A 14,027-nucleotide genomic window follows, 5' to 3' on the forward strand; every position below is an offset into this window, starting at 1 on the left:
GCCAAAAAAAATGGCGACTGCGGCTACACGGCCCAGTCGCCTTTTTTATGGCTGGCACGCTCCCACACACACCCATTCGTCACAAGATTCAAGGCACGCATGATATGGTGCACTCCCCTCACTGCGCCTGTTCATCACCGTATGATCGTGATCCCTCGCCCCCTGCGCCTGACCTTCTATTCCCTGTTGATCATCGCCGGTGCGCTGTTGGCCGCCGCCTTGGCCACCCGCCACGCCGAACGCCAAGCCCTGGTGGACGATGCGGCTCGTGCGAATCAGCAACTCGCGCTGTACGCCAATTCCCTGCACACCCTGATCGAACGCTACCGCGCCCTGCCCGCCGTGCTGGCGCTGGACTCGGAAATGATCAGCGCGTTGAAAGGCCCGCTGGAGCCCGCAACCCAGGATGTGCTCAACCGCAAACTGGAACGCATCAACGGCGCCGCACAGTCATCGACCCTGGAGTTGATGGACCGCAACGGCCTCGCGGTGGCTGCCAGCAACTGGAACCTGCCGAGCAGTTATGTCGGGCACAACTACGCGTTCCGGCCGTATTTCAGCCAGACCAAAAGCCAGGGCACGGGACGCTTCTACGCGGTGGGGGTGACCACAGGCGTGCCGGGCTACTTCCTTTCCAGCGCGGTGGTGGATGAACACGAGCAGTTCCTCGGCGCCATGGTGGTCAAGCTGGAATTCCCCGAGCTCGAGCGCGAATGGGCCCAGGGCAACGACCTGTTGTTGGTCAGTGACGCGCGCGGCATCGTGTTTATCGCCAATCAGCCAGGCTGGCGTTACCGCAACCTGCGACCGCTGTCGGAAACCGACCTGGCCGAACTCAAGGCCACCCGCCAATACGACAAGAAACACCTGGAACCGCTGGACACCCAGCCCTTGCAGCGCTTTGACGACAACAGCCACCTGATGCGCGTCAACGGCCCCGATGGCAACGCCAATTACATCTGGGAATCCCTGCCGCTCAAAGCCGAAGGCTGGACCCTGCACCTGCTGCGCAAACCGCAATTCGCCTTTGAAGACCAGCGCAACGCCGGCCTGGCCGCCGCGGGCTCCTGGCTGGCCCTGGTGTTCCTGGTGTTGTTCCTCACGCAGCGCTGGCGCCTGGCCCGGTTGCGCCAGCGCAGCCGCGAGGAGCTGGAGCGCCTGGTGGAAGAACGCACCCAGGCGCTGCGCACCGCCCAGGATGGCCTGGTGCAATCGGCCAAGCTGGCGGCGCTGGGGCAGATGTCCGCCGCCCTCGCCCATGAGATCAACCAGCCCCTGACCGCCCAGCGCATGCAGTTGGCCACCCTGCGCCTGTTGCTCGACCACGGCCGCGTGGACGATGCCTACAAGGCCCTGACCCCGCTGGACGAAATGCTCACACGCATGGCCGCGCTCACCGGCCACCTCAAGACCTTCGCCCGCAAGAGCCCCAGCGGCCTGCGCGAACGCCTGGACCTGGCGATGGTGGTCGACCAATCCCTGCACCTGCTCGACGCACGCCTGCGTGACGAAGGCATCGGCGTGGTACTCGACCTGACCCGCCCGGCCTGGGTCCGCGGCGACGCGATCCGCCTGGAACAGGTGCTGATCAACCTGCTGCGCAATGCCCTCGACGCCATGGCCGACAAGCCGCGCAAACGCCTGGAAATCCGCCTGCACGCCGACCAGCAGCTGTGGCAACTGACCGTCAGCGACAGCGGCGGCGGGATCGCCGAAGAACACCTGAACAGCGTGTTCGACCCCTTCTTCACCACCAAGCCGGTGGGTGATGGGCTGGGCCTGGGGCTGGCGGTGTCCTACGCCATCGTGCACGAATTGGGCGGGCGCCTGATCGCCGGCAACCGTGGCGACGGCGCGGTGTTTACCCTGACGCTGCCAATCGCGCTGGAGACGCCCGACCTATGTTGAACGCGGTGATTGTGGTCGATGACGAAGCCAGCATCCGCACGGCCGTGGAGCAGTGGTTGAGCCTGTCGGGCTTTGAGGTGCAGCTGTTCAGCCGCGCCGAGGCATGCCTGGCGCAGTTGCCCAGGGACTTCCCCGGCGTGATCCTCAGCGATGTGCGCATGCCCGGCCTCAGCGGCCTGGAGTTGCTCGCCGAAGTGCAACGCCGCGATGCCGACCTGCCGGTGATCCTGCTCACCGGCCACGGCGATGTGCCGATGGCGGTGGAAGCCATGCGCGACGGTGCCTACGACTTTCTGGAAAAACCCTTCAGCCCCGACGCCCTGCTCAACAGCCTGCGCCGGGCGTTGGACAAGCGCGGGCTGATCCTGGAAAACCGGCGCCTGCATCAACAGGCTGACCACAAGGCCCAGCTTGAATCGAGCCTGCTCGGCGTGTCCCGGGGGTTGCAGAACCTGCGTCGCCAGGTGTTGGACCTGGCAGGCTTGCCGGTCAATGTACTGATTCGCGGCGAGACCGGCAGCGGCAAGGAGCTGGTTGCGCGCTGCCTGCATGATTTCGGCCCGCGCGCGAAAAAGCCGTTTGTGGCGCTCAACTGCGCGGCGATCCCCGAGCAACTGTTTGAGGCCGAGCTGTTCGGCCATGAAAGCGGCGCGTTTACCGGCGCTCAGGGCAAACGCATCGGCAAACTGGAATACGCCCACGGCGGCACGCTGTTCCTGGATGAAATCGAAAGCATGCCCCTGGCCCAGCAGGTCAAGCTGCTGCGAGTGTTGCAGGAGCAGAAGCTGGAGCGCTTGGGCTCCAACCAGAGCATCCACGTGGATTTGCGCATTATTGCCGCGACCAAACCCGATCTGCTGGAAGAAGCGCGCGCCGGGCGTTTCCGTGAAGACCTGGCCTATCGGTTGAACGTCGCGCAACTGCGCCTGCCACCGTTGCGTGAGCGGCGTGAAGATATTCCGCTGTTGTTCGACCACTTTGCACACAGTGCCGCCGAGCGCCTCGGCCGCAGTATCGAGCCCTTGAGCGGCGCGCAGTTGGGGCGCCTGCTCAGCCACGACTGGCCGGGCAATGTGCGCGAGCTGGCCAACGTCGCCGAACGCCAGGTGCTGGGGTTGGGCGAGCCGGAGCAGGAAGGCATCGAGGCCGGGCAATCGTTGGCGGCGCAGCAGGAAGCGTTCGAAGCCCATTGCTTGAAGGCGGCGTTGACGCGGCACAAAGGTGACATCAAGGCGGTGCTGGCGGAGCTGCAACTGCCGCGGCGCACCTTCAATGAAAAGATGCAGCGCCATGGGTTGGTGCGGGAGATGTTTCTCTAGCGACCTTCGGGCCGTCTTCGCGGGCAAGCCCGCTCCCACACTGACTGCATTCCAAATTTGGAACTCGGTCAGCTGTGGGAGCGGGCTTGCCCGCGAAAAGGCCAACCGCCATAAGCGGATTTCCGCTCACCCCTCACAAAACATCAGCGACTTTCCGCTCAAAAAATCCGCTAAACCCTTCTAGACCGGGCCTTCATCCACCTGGCACAGCTCCTGCTATAGCCCCAACCAGGCTGTGCCCAGGCACGCTCCATAAAAACAACTAGATGAAGGATCCTTCAATGGATAACTCCAACGCCCTGCCTCTTGGGTCGGCGGCCGCGCCGGCAAAAGAACGCACCACCTCCAGCCGGATCAAATCGATCTTCAGCGGCTCGGTCGGCAACATGGTCGAGTGGTACGACTGGTACGTCTACGCGGCATTCTCGCTGTACTTCGCCAAAGCCTTTTTTCCCGCCGGTTCCTCCACCGCGCAACTGATGAACACCGCCGCGATCTTTGCCGTGGGCTTCATCATGCGGCCGATCGGCGGCTGGTTGATGGGCATGTACGCCGACTACAAAGGCCGCAAGGCCGCGTTGATGGCCTCGGTACTGTTGATGTGCTTCGGTTCGTTGCTGATCGCCCTGACGCCGGGCTATGACACCATCGGCATCGGCGCCCCCATCCTGTTGGTGCTCGCGCGCTTGCTGCAAGGCCTGTCCGTGGGTGGCGAGTACGGCACCTCCGCGACCTACCTGAGTGAAATGGCGACCAAGGAACGTCGCGGTTTCTTCTCCAGCTTCCAGTACGTGACCCTGATTTCCGGCCAGCTCATTGCCCTGGCGGTATTGATCGTGCTGCAACAAGTGCTCACCACCGAGCAGCTGTACGCCTGGGGCTGGCGCATCCCGTTCGCCATCGGCGCGCTGTGCGCGGTCGTTGCGCTGTACCTGCGTCGCGGCATGGAAGAAACCGAGTCGTTCACCAAGAAGGAAAAAGCCAAGGAAAGCGCGATGCGCACCTTGCTGCGTCACCCCAAGGAAGTATTGACCGTGGTCGGCCTGACCATGGGCGGCACGCTGGCGTTCTACACCTACACCACCTACATGCAGAAATACCTGGTGAACACCGTCGGCATGAGCATTTCCGACTCCACCACCATTTCGGCGGCGACGCTGTTTCTGTTCATGTGCATCCAACCCCTGGTCGGCGCCCTGTCGGACAAGGTTGGCCGGCGGCCGATCCTGATCGCCTTCGGTATCCTCGGCACCCTGTGTACCGTACCGATCCTCACAACCCTGCACACCATCCAGACCTGGTGGGGCGCGTTCTTCCTGATCATGGCCGCGCTGATCATCGTCAGCGGCTACACCTCGATCAACGCGGTGGTGAAGGCCGAACTGTTCCCTACTGAAATCCGTGCATTGGGCGTGGGCCTGCCGTATGCGCTGACGGTGTCGATCTTCGGCGGTACGGCTGAATACATTGCGCTGTGGTTCAAGAGCATCGGCATGGAAACCGGTTACTACTGGTATGTGACTGCGTGCATCGCGGTGTCGCTGGTGGTCTACGTGACCATGAAGGACACGCGCAAGCATTCGCGGATTACCACTGACTAACAGCTGAATGCAGTTCTAAATGTGGGAGCGGGCTTGTGTGGGAGCGGGCTTGCTCGCGAATGCGGTGTATCAGACACAGATATTTTGACTGATCCACCGCATTCGCGAGCAAGCCCGCTCCCACATTTTAGTTTTGTATCGCCGGGCTAATGCGGTCACGTCCATACCGCCGTTGCGCATACGACGCCCCGACAATCATCACCACCAACACCGCCGCCAGCACCGCCGACGAGCCAATCGTGCCGAAATCCAGCCCGCCCTTTTCATGGGGTTTGGTGAGGAAGTCGCCCAGTGTCGCGCCAAACGGGCGGGTCAACACAAACGCCACCCAGAACAACAACACCGACGAGATCCGCGTGAAGTACTTGAGCGCCACCACGGCCGCAATGGTCGAGCCGATCAACAACGCACCGCCGGCAAAACCCAGCCCCGAATCGTCCGCCAGGAAGTCGCCCAGTGCGGTGCCCAGGGTGTTGGAAAACAGAATCGCCATCCAGTAGAACAACTCGCCACGGAACGTCTGCACCTTGTTCACGTTCAGCGAATCGCCGCTCAGGTGCCACATCGCGAAGATGATCATCAGGATCACAATCAGGATCATCGACCCCGTTGCGTAGCCCAGGCCCAAGGTACGGTCCATAAAGTCCGACATGGTGGTGCCGGCCGTGCTGGTGGACAGAATCACGATCCAGTACAGCACCGGGTTGTAGGTTTTCGACCAGAGTTGCGTCACCAGGGTGACAAGGAACACGCTGATCAAGATCATCGAACTGAGGGCGTAGCCGACATTCAGGGTCATCGAGAGCAAATCCCCGGCGGTTTCGCCCAGGGTGGTTGCGCAGATTTTCATGACCCAGAACGCCAGGGTGATCTGAGGAAGTTTGTTCATGGGGGGTAAAAAGCTCCAATGCTCAGTCTTTGAACTGGCCGACTTATGAGGGGGCGTCGACCTGCCGCGCAGACTGAACGTGTAGCTGTGAAAAATAGGTGGGCGCTGTATGAAAATTCCATATCGCCGATGGAAATTCACCGCCATGCCTTGCAGTATGGCCACCTCACCGCACTCAATCGCAGGAACCCCGGCCATGCCCGACGACATCCACTTCTACGAACCCGCCAACGGCCACGGCCTGCCCCATGACCCGTTCAATGCCATCGTCGGCCCACGGCCCATCGGCTGGATTTCCTCCCAGGACCGTGAAGGCCGCTTGAACCTGGCGCCTTACAGCTTCTTCAATGCGTTCAACTACATTCCGCCGATCATTGGGTTTTCCAGCGTCGGGCGCAAAGACAGCCTGAACAATATCGAGCAGACCGGCGAGTTCGTGTGGAACCTGGCGACCCGCCCGCTGGCCGAGCAGATGAACCAGAGTTGCGCAGCGGTATCGCCTGAGGTGAATGAATTCGAGTTGTCCGGGCTGACGCCGGTGGCTTCGAAAATCGTTGCCGTGCCACGGGTCGGCGAGAGCCCGGTGTCGTTTGAATGCAAGGTGACGCAGATTATTCAGCTGCAACGGGCCGACAAGGAACGGGTGCCGAGCTGGCTGGTGCTCGGCGAGGTGGTCGCGGTGCATATTGCCAAGTGGTTGCTCAAGGATGGCGTCTACGACACGGCCGCCGCCGAGCCGATCTTGCGTGGCGGTGGGCCGGCAGATTACTTCCAGTTGGGCCCGGAAGCCCTGTTCAAGATGTACCGCCCAGGGGCCACCAAACCCTGACTGAAATGCGATCAAAACTGTGGGAGAGGGCTTGTGTGGGAGCGGGCTTGCTCGCGAAGGCGGTGTATCAGTCGACATCTTTATCAACTGACAGACTGCATTCGCGAGCAAGCCCGCTCCCACACAAACCCTCTCCCACCTTTGGATCAGCAGTGTTATTTAGACTGTGGCAGGCGCCCAGGACAGCTGACCTTCTTCATCCACAGCAATCAACCGCTCAAGCTGCAGTGCCGCCGCATCGTCAGCATCGGACGCCGTCTTGAACTTCTGTCCATCAAGGATCTTGTGAAAGCGCGGTGCGCCCATGCCATCCAGTGCCTTCACGGCGACGGCGGCGCTGTAGCCACCCTCTCCCGGCACTACGGCGGAAACGGCTTCGTGGTGGGCAAACTCTTTACGTGCCATGTTGCAGGTCCTGGCCAATGGAAAGTCGGCCATTCTAAACCTGATTTAGCCGGCAAGTTGCAGGTACTCGCCATAGGCGTTGGCGGCGGATGCATCGGTGAATGTCTGGAAATCCATACTGCGGATCACCATGTCGTTCAACAGCTCAGTGAAGATCATCAAGGCCGGTGAGTTGAAGTAGAGGCTCATCGCCTGCTCGCTGCTCCAGAAGCCCGAGACCAGCCACACATCGGCGTCAACCTGGGACTGCTGCAACGAGAATTGCAGGCAACCCTGAGCCTGGCGGCCCGGTTCGATCAAACTGCTCAAGCGTGCACCGAGTTCGGTGCTGCACCCGCTGCGGGCGCGGATAAAGGCCATATGGCTCGCGGGAATGGGGGTGGACATGTTCGACTCTCCCGTTGAGAAGTGATGCTCGGCAAGCACGGTGAGGGCGTGTTGCCACAGGATCAAAGATAACGGCGCGGCGCTCGGCGCGGTTAGTCTATTCCTGCCGGCTTATTGCACAATCCTGCGAGAAGCGTAGTGCGCAGGTCCGGGGCGCTGGAGAGATGAGCACCGCAGACTCAGTGTTTCAGGCAGATGACAGCCCCGCTGCTTGCCTGATTCGTGACGTATCGCAGGATCAGGCAAGGATTGTGCAGAATCGACGTAACACTTTTTGAAAAGTCGCCGCTAAGCTGAGCCCATCAAAAAAGCCTGTAGAGGACGCCCCATGTCGTCAGCTGAACATCAGTCCACGCCCCTCGATGCCGAGATGGAAAAACAGCGTGCCGAACTGGCCAGCATCGTCCACCGGCACACCTGGGAGGACGGTTCCTACGGCACCGCGATCACTTCGCTCTACCTGAACCGCCACAACACCCCACGCGACTTTATGCCGGTGCTGGTGGAGCCCGCGTTGTGCATCCTCGCCAGTGGCAGCAAGGAAGTGCGCCTGGCCGATGAAATCTTTGCCTATGACCCGCTCAATTACCTGGTGTTCTCGGTCGCCATGCCGGTCGCCGGGCGGATCATCGATGCCACGCCCGAAGACCCGAACCTGTCGGTGCGCATCAATATCGACCCGGCGCAACTCACCGCGCTGATCGCCGAAGCCGGGCCGATGGGTGTGCCGTCGCGTCCGACCGCCCGCGGCATGTACGTCGACCGCATCGACAACCCGTTGCTCGACGCGGTGCTGCGCCTGGCGCGCCTGCTGGATACGCCCAAAGACATCGCCATGCTCGCGCCGCTGATCAACCGGGAAATCCTCTACCGTTTGTTGCGTGGGCCGCAGGGCTATCGCCTGTATGAAATCGCCGTGGCCAACAGTCAGAGTCATCGGGTCAGCCAGGCGATCACCTGGTTGAACAGCAACTATGAACAGCCGCTGCGCATCGATGACCTGGCCAAGGAAGTGAACCTCAGCGTCTCGACCTTGCACCATCGGTTCAAGGCGATTACCGCCATGAGCCCGCTGCAATATCAGAAGCAGCTGCGGTTACAGGAGGCGCGCCGACTGATGATTGCCGAAGGGCTGGAAGCCTCGGCGGCGGGGTATCGGGTGGGGTATGAAAGCCCGTCGCAGTTCAGCCGCGAATACAGCCGGTTATTCGGCGCGCCGCCTTTGAGAGACCTGGCCAGACTGCGCCAAAGCATCTGATTCAATAGAGATCAAAAATGTGGGAGCGGGCTTGCTCGCGAATGCGGTGTGTCAGTCAAAAATATATTCACTGATCCACTGCATTCGCGAGCAAGCCCGCTCCCACATTTTGATCTGCGGCGTTTTTTAATCCAGGCCACGAGGTAGCTGGAGGGTCACGCGCAGCCCCCCCTCGCGCAGATTCTGCAGACTCACCTCGCCGCCATGACTGTGGGCAATATTGCGCGCAATCCCCAACCCCAGCCCGTACCCCTGCTGCTGCCCAGCCAAGCGGAAGTGCGGCTCAAACACCTGCTCCAAGCGCTGCTCCGGCACGCCCGGCCCTTCATCATCCACATGCAGGATGAACTGCGCGCCATCGTCCTCGATGTGCAAATGCGCGTTCTGCCCGTACTTCAACGCATTGTCGATCAGGTTGCCGATGCAGCGCTTGAGCGCCAGCGGCTTGCCCGGATAGGTGCTCAGCGCACGACCGTGCTGGGTCACGCGGCCGTTGCCGTTCGGCGCCAGGTACGGCTCGACCAGGCAGTCGAGCACGTGGTTGAGGTCCACCGGCTCGATGTTTTCGTGGATGTCGGTGTCTTTCACGCACTGCAGCGCACCTTTGACCAGCAACTCCAATTCATCCAGGTCGCGGCCGAACTTGGCTTGCAGGTTTTCGTCCTCAAGCAACTCCACACGCAGGCGCAGGCGTGTGATCGGGGTGCGCAAGTCGTGGGAAATAGCGCTGAACAACTGGCTGCGCTCGGTCAGGTAACGGCTGATGCGCTCGCGCATAGCGTTGAAGGCGCGGCCCACTTCGACCACTTCACTGCCGCCGCCTTCGGCCACGGGTTCGACGTCGGCGCCCAGGGACATGTCCCGCGCCGCCCGCGCCAGGCGCTTGAGCGGCCGGCTTTGCCAGTGCACCAGCAGGCCGATAAACAGCAGCAAGAAGCCGCTGGTGAGCACGATAAACCACACTTGCTGGGATGGCAGGCCCTGTTCTTCAAGGCTGGTGTAGGGCTCGGGCAGCAGTGAGGCGATGTACAGCCACTCGCCAGGGGCGAGCTGGATCTGGGTGACCAGCACCGGCGGGTTCACCGGCTCCAGGGTCAGCGCGTAATGCGCCCATGAGCGTGGCAACTCGTCGAGTTTCAAACCGGCGTTGAAGATGCGCAGGTCTTCGGCGCTGACGAATTCCACCGAGATATGCACGTCGGCGCCCAGGGTCTGGCGCAGCACTTCATCCACCGCCTCCAGTACCGCCTGTTTGCGCGGAGTTTGCGGCAAGACCTGCATGTCCAGCGGCCGATCGTTGAGCGTCACCACGAACCGTGTGCCGCCCATGCTGCGCAATTGGTCGAGGACCAACGGGCGATAGGCCACCGGCAACGAACGGAAATAACTCACGCTGGCCGTCATCGAGTGCGCCAGGCTGCGGGCACTGGTGACCAGGCCTTCAAGCTGGGTGGCGCGCAGTTGCGAGACCCAGATCACGCTCGACAGCGCCTGGGCAAACAACACCACCAGCAAGGTCAGCAGCAGCATGCGCCCCAGCAGCGAGCGCGGTACCGGGAAGCGGCGACGGCGTTCGCTCAGATGTTCAGTGGGCATTGCCGGCAACCACGCTGGCTGCCAGTTGATAACCGCTGCCACGCACGGTACGGATCAGCCTCGGCGGTTTTTCGGTATCGCGCAGGCGTTGGCGCAGGCGGCTGACGGCCATGTCGACGATACGGTCCAACGGCATCAGGTCGCGGCCACGGGTGGCGTTGCCGATGGTGTCGCGGTCGAGGATCTGTTGCGGGTGATCGAGAAACAATTTGAGCAGCGCAAAGTCGGCGCCGGAGAGGATCACTTCTTCGCCGTCTACGTGGAACAGCCGGTGGCTGATCATGTCCAGGCGCCACTCATCGAACGCCAGCACATCGCTGCTGCCGCGTTGTTCCTGGCCGAACTGTGCACGGCGCAACAGCGCCTTGATCCGCGCTTGCAGCTCGCGCGGGCTGAACGGCTTGCCGATGTAATCGTCGGCGCCCAGTTCCAGGCCGATCACACGGTCGGTTTCGTCTGAGCTGGCGGTGAGCATGATGATCGGCACCTGCGCCTGGCGCGGGTGCTGGCGGATCCAGCGGCAAAGGCTGAAACCGTCTTCGTCCGGCAGCATCACATCGAGGATGACCAGGTCGTACGGCGCCTCGTTCATCGCCTGGCGGAACCCCGCGCCATCCGGCACGCCACGCACCTGGAAGCCGGCGCGACTGAGGTAGGTCTGCAGCAATTCGCGGATTTCCTGGTCGTCGTCGACGAGGAGAATGGATTTACTGATTACGCTCACGGGGGCCTCCTTGTTGTTATGGCCAAGCTTAAGTCATTTGTTGCCCTTGAGGCCCCCTTCGCGGGCAAGCCCGCTCCCACACTTGAAGGTGTTCACACGCCAGGATGTGGGAGCGGGCTTGCTCGCGAAGAGGCCATCGCGGCCTACGCAAAAGCCTGTTCAAGCGCCACGCCCGCGCCAGTCAACCCGGAATAAGGAGCCGTCACCAACCACACCGGAATACCTTTGAAATAGTCACTCATGCAGCCTTTGTCGCGAAAGCTCTTGGCGAAACCGCTGGCGATAAAGAAGTCGGCAAACCTCGGTATCACCCCGCCCACGATATACACACCACCGCGCCCGCCCGTGGTCAGCACGTTGTTGCCGGCCACGCGGCCCAGCCAGATGCTGAACTGGTCCAACACTTCCATCGCCACCGGGTCGCCGGCCAGGCCTGCGGCCGTGATGGCTTCGGGGGTTTCCAGCACCGGGGTATGCCCGTCGACGGCACAAATCGCCCGGTACAGACGCGGCAAGCCGCCGCCGCTCAAGGCGGTTTCGGCGCTGACATGGCCGATTTCAGAGTAGATGTGCTGCCACAGCTGGGTCTCTCGCGGGCTGCTCAATGGCAGGTCGACATGGCCGCCCTCCCCCGGCAGCGCGGCAAAACGCCCGCCCCCCAGGTCCAGCAGCGTGCCGACGCCCAGGCCGGTGCCCGGGCCGATCACTACCGCCGGGCGCAACGGTTCCGGCGTGCCTTCGCAGACCACGCGGAATTCGCCGGGTTTGAGGCGGGTCATGCCGAGGGCCATGGCCGAGAAGTCATTGACCAGCAGCAGTTCGTCTACCTGCAAGGCCTTGCAGAAAGCCGCCCTGCTCAAGCGCCAATGGTTGTTGGTGAACTTGAATTCATCGCCACTCACGGGACCGGCCACCGACAGGCACACCGCGCCGATGTCGCCGATGTGCAGGCCTTCTTCCTTGAGGTAAACCTTGATCGCATCCTCAGGGCTGGCATAGTCCGCCGTTGCATGCACGCGGATCGAATGCAGCTCCTGATCGCGCCACAACGCAAAACGCGCGTTGGTTCCACCAATATCACCGACCAGCGCAAGCTTCACTTAAGCGTCTCCAGGGCAGAGGTAAAGGCGCTGGCGCCCTGCTCTGCGGAGCTTGCGGCCAAGCGCATAAATGCAAACAGCTCGCGACCGGCTCCCACGTTATTGCCCAGAAGGCCCGTGGCCGGCGCGCGCGCTGCAAATTCTTCGGCGTCCACCTTGAGCTCCAAGGTGCCTTTGACGCCATCCACGCGAATAATATCGCCATCACGCACCCGCGCCAGTGGCCCGCCGCTCTGGGCTTCGGGGTTGACGTGGATCGCGGCGGGAATCTTACCCGAGGCGCCGGACATGCGCCCGTCTGTCACCAACGCAACCTTGAAACCACGGTCCTGCAACACGCCGAGGAACGGGGTCATCTTGTGCAGTTCGGGCATGCCGTTGGAGCGCGGGCCCTGGAAGCGCATCACCGCGACGAAGTCTTTTTCCAACTGGCCGGCCTTGAAGGCATCGGCGAGGTCTTGCTGATCCTGGAACACCACCGCCGGCGCTTCAACGATCTGGTGCTCAGGGGCCACGGCCGAGACTTTCATCACGCCACGGCCGAGGTTGCCTTCCATCACGCGCAAGCCACCCTCCGGCGAGAACGCGCGGGCCACGGGGCGCAGGATGCTTTCGTCGAGGCTCTCGATCGGGCCGTCGCGCCAGATCAGCTCGCCGTCGACCAGGAACGGTTCCTGGGTGTAGCGGCTCAGCCCCTTGCCCGCCACGGTGTTGACGTCTTCGTGGAGCAGGCCGGCTTCGAGCAGTTCGCGGATCAGGAACGACATGCCGCCAGCCGCCTGGAAGTGGTTGATGTCGGCCTTGCCGTTTGGATACACGTGGGACAGGGTCGGCACCACCTCGGAGAGGTCGGCCATGTCGTCCCAGGTCAGGATGATGCCCGCCGACATGGCGATCGCCGGCATGTGCAGGGTGTGGTTGGTCGAGCCGCCAGTGGCGTTGAGGGCAATGATCGAGTTGACGATGGACTTCTCGTCGACGATCTCGCCAATCGGCATGAAGTTGCCGTTGGCCTTGGTCAGGCGCGTGACCTGGTGCGCGGCTTCGCGGGTCAGCGCGTCACGCAGCGGCGTGTACGGGTTGACGAACGAGGCGCCGGGCAGGTGCAGGCCCATCACTTCCATCAGCAATTGGTTGGTGTTGGCGGTGCCGTAGAAGGTGCAGGTGCCGGGGCTGTGATAGGACTTCATCTCCGATTCCAGCAGTTCTTCGCGGGTCGCCTTGCCTTCGGCGTAGCGCTGGCGCACGTCGGCTTTCTGCTTGTTGGAGATACCGGACGGCATCGGCCCGCCGGGCACGAAAATCATCGGCAGGTGACCGTAGCGCAGCGCGCCCATCATCAGGCCGGGGACGATCTTGTCGCAGATGCCCAGCATCAGCGCGGCGTCGAACATGTTGTGGGACAGCGCTACCGCCGTGGACATCGCAATCACTTCGCGGCTGAGCAGGCTCAGCTCCATGCCGGGCTCGCCCTGGGTCACGCCGTCGCACATGGCGGGGGTGCCGCCGGCGAACTGGCCGACCGAGCCCACTTCGCGCAGGGCTTTCTTGATCTGTTCAGGGAAATGTTCGTACGGCTGGTGCGCCGAGAGCATGTCGTTATATGACGAAACAATTGCCACGTTGGCGGCATTCATCATGCGCAGACTATTTTTATCTTCAGTGCCGCAACCGGCCACGCCGTGGGCGAAGTTGGCGCATTGCAGCTTGCCGCGCATCGGACCGTCGCTGGCTGCGCCGCGAATGAGCGAAAGGTAAGCCTCGCGGGTGGCGCGGCTACGGGCGATAAGCCGTTCGGTGACCTCAAGAACGCGGGGATGCATGTGTAGAACTCCAGGCTAACGGATGTGGCGACCTGAGTGTCTATGCTGATCAAACGCCCGCTAACCATGGGATGGCAGGGTGTCGTTTGAATCATCGGACCAGTTGATTCAGGTCACTCGTTGTAGATTGAACAAAATATTGCCACTAAAAAGGCTTGTTTTCTATTTTTATGCGAATAATCTTGTAA

General features: G+C 62.1%; 12 protein-coding genes. 5 read left to right on the top strand and 7 right to left on the bottom strand.

Translation table 11 applies throughout. The annotated features are described in order from the left end of the window. The first annotated feature begins 141 nt into the window (after positions 1–141). From AC3ISR_RS22670 to AC3ISR_RS22680, 3 genes are all read left to right on the top strand, one after another. Positions 142–1,908 (top strand): ATP-binding protein, encoded by a 1,767-nt coding sequence (locus tag AC3ISR_RS22670; RefSeq protein WP_192299474.1) that lies wholly within the window; start codon positions 142–144, stop codon positions 1,906–1,908. Continuing rightward, positions 1,902–3,227 carry a sigma-54-dependent transcriptional regulator gene (locus tag AC3ISR_RS22675; protein WP_463984111.1) on the top strand — a complete coding sequence of 442 codons (1,326 nt, stop codon included), beginning with the start codon at positions 1,902–1,904 and terminating at the stop codon, positions 3,225–3,227. The genes AC3ISR_RS22670 and AC3ISR_RS22675 overlap by 7 nt, the downstream gene beginning before the upstream one ends. A 281-nt stretch (positions 3,228–3,508) precedes the next feature. Further along, positions 3,509–4,828: an MFS transporter gene (locus AC3ISR_RS22680; protein WP_192299476.1), complete on the top strand. Its 1,320-nt coding sequence runs from the start codon at positions 3,509–3,511 to the stop codon at positions 4,826–4,828. Positions 4,829–4,955: 127 nt separating this feature from the next. On the opposite strand, the gene AC3ISR_RS22685 is transcribed toward AC3ISR_RS22680, so the two are convergent. Next, a complete protein-coding gene (locus tag AC3ISR_RS22685) occupies positions 4,956–5,717 on the bottom strand; it encodes a COG4705 family protein (RefSeq protein ID WP_192299477.1) in 762 nt (253 codons plus the stop codon). A 196-nt stretch (positions 5,718–5,913) separates the two neighbouring features. On the opposite strand from AC3ISR_RS22685, the gene AC3ISR_RS22690 reads away from it, so the two are divergent. Continuing rightward, positions 5,914–6,546, top strand: coding sequence for a flavin reductase family protein (locus AC3ISR_RS22690; RefSeq protein ID WP_192299478.1), 633 nt, complete (start codon positions 5,914–5,916; stop codon positions 6,544–6,546). Between the two features lie 159 nt (positions 6,547–6,705). Here AC3ISR_RS22690 and AC3ISR_RS22695 read toward each other — a convergent pair whose 3' ends face one another. Together AC3ISR_RS22695 and AC3ISR_RS22700 are read right to left on the bottom strand one after the other, a co-directional pair. After that, a complete protein-coding gene (locus tag AC3ISR_RS22695; protein ID WP_192299479.1) occupies positions 6,706–6,984 on the bottom strand; it encodes a hypothetical protein in 279 nt (92 codons plus the stop codon). 12 nt (positions 6,985–6,996) lie between these two features. After that, a complete protein-coding gene (locus tag AC3ISR_RS22700) occupies positions 6,997–7,338 on the bottom strand; it encodes an antibiotic biosynthesis monooxygenase family protein (protein WP_192299480.1) in 342 nt (113 codons plus the stop codon). A 328-nt stretch (positions 7,339–7,666) separates the two neighbouring features. Here AC3ISR_RS22700 and AC3ISR_RS22705 point away from each other — a divergent pair, with 328 nt between their 5' ends. After that, positions 7,667–8,596 (top strand): AraC family transcriptional regulator, encoded by a 930-nt coding sequence (locus AC3ISR_RS22705; protein WP_192299481.1) that lies wholly within the window; start codon positions 7,667–7,669, stop codon positions 8,594–8,596. Positions 8,597–8,722: 126 nt separating this feature from the next. Here the strand turns inward: AC3ISR_RS22705 and AC3ISR_RS22710 are convergent, their stop codons facing one another. From AC3ISR_RS22710 to edd, 4 genes are all read right to left on the bottom strand, one after another. Continuing rightward, positions 8,723–10,192, bottom strand: coding sequence for an ATP-binding protein (locus tag AC3ISR_RS22710; protein WP_192299482.1), 1,470 nt, complete (start codon positions 10,190–10,192; stop codon positions 8,723–8,725). Then, a complete protein-coding gene (locus AC3ISR_RS22715; RefSeq protein WP_463984112.1) occupies positions 10,182–10,916 on the bottom strand; it encodes a response regulator in 735 nt (244 codons plus the stop codon). Before AC3ISR_RS22715 ends, AC3ISR_RS22710 begins: the two co-directional genes overlap by 11 nt. A gap of 143 nt (positions 10,917–11,059) precedes the next feature. Beyond that, positions 11,060–12,016, bottom strand: a complete 957-nt coding sequence (locus tag AC3ISR_RS22720) for a glucokinase (RefSeq protein WP_305391457.1) — start codon at positions 12,014–12,016, stop codon at positions 11,060–11,062. Continuing rightward, positions 12,013–13,839, bottom strand: coding sequence for a phosphogluconate dehydratase (edd, locus tag AC3ISR_RS22725; RefSeq protein WP_463984113.1), 1,827 nt, complete (start codon positions 13,837–13,839; stop codon positions 12,013–12,015). The genes AC3ISR_RS22720 and edd overlap by 4 nt, the downstream gene beginning before the upstream one ends. Between the last annotated feature and the right edge of the window lie 188 nt (positions 13,840–14,027).

Source organism: Pseudomonas sp. GL_117 (assembly GCF_057835125.1).

Excerpts from the sequence above, each read along its gene's own strand:
- AC3ISR_RS22670 (WP_192299474.1), top strand. The coding sequence starts at position 142 with ATGATCGTGATCCCTCGCCCCCTGCGCCTGACCTTCTATTCCCTGTTG.
- AC3ISR_RS22675 (WP_463984111.1), top strand. The coding sequence starts at position 1,902 with ATGTTGAACGCGGTGATTGTGGTCGATGACGAAGCCAGCATCCGCACG.
- AC3ISR_RS22680 (WP_192299476.1), top strand. The coding sequence starts at position 3,509 with ATGGATAACTCCAACGCCCTGCCTCTTGGGTCGGCGGCCGCGCCGGCA.
- AC3ISR_RS22685 (WP_192299477.1), bottom strand. The coding sequence starts at position 5,717 with ATGAACAAACTTCCTCAGATCACCCTGGCGTTCTGGGTCATGAAAATC.
- AC3ISR_RS22690 (WP_192299478.1), top strand. The coding sequence starts at position 5,914 with ATGCCCGACGACATCCACTTCTACGAACCCGCCAACGGCCACGGCCTG.
- AC3ISR_RS22695 (WP_192299479.1), bottom strand. The coding sequence starts at position 6,984 with ATGGCCGACTTTCCATTGGCCAGGACCTGCAACATGGCACGTAAAGAG.
- AC3ISR_RS22700 (WP_192299480.1), bottom strand. The coding sequence starts at position 7,338 with ATGTCCACCCCCATTCCCGCGAGCCATATGGCCTTTATCCGCGCCCGC.
- AC3ISR_RS22705 (WP_192299481.1), top strand. The coding sequence starts at position 7,667 with ATGTCGTCAGCTGAACATCAGTCCACGCCCCTCGATGCCGAGATGGAA.
- AC3ISR_RS22710 (WP_192299482.1), bottom strand. The coding sequence starts at position 10,192 with ATGCCCACTGAACATCTGAGCGAACGCCGTCGCCGCTTCCCGGTACCG.
- edd (WP_463984113.1), bottom strand. The coding sequence starts at position 13,839 with ATGCATCCCCGCGTTCTTGAGGTCACCGAACGGCTTATCGCCCGTAGC.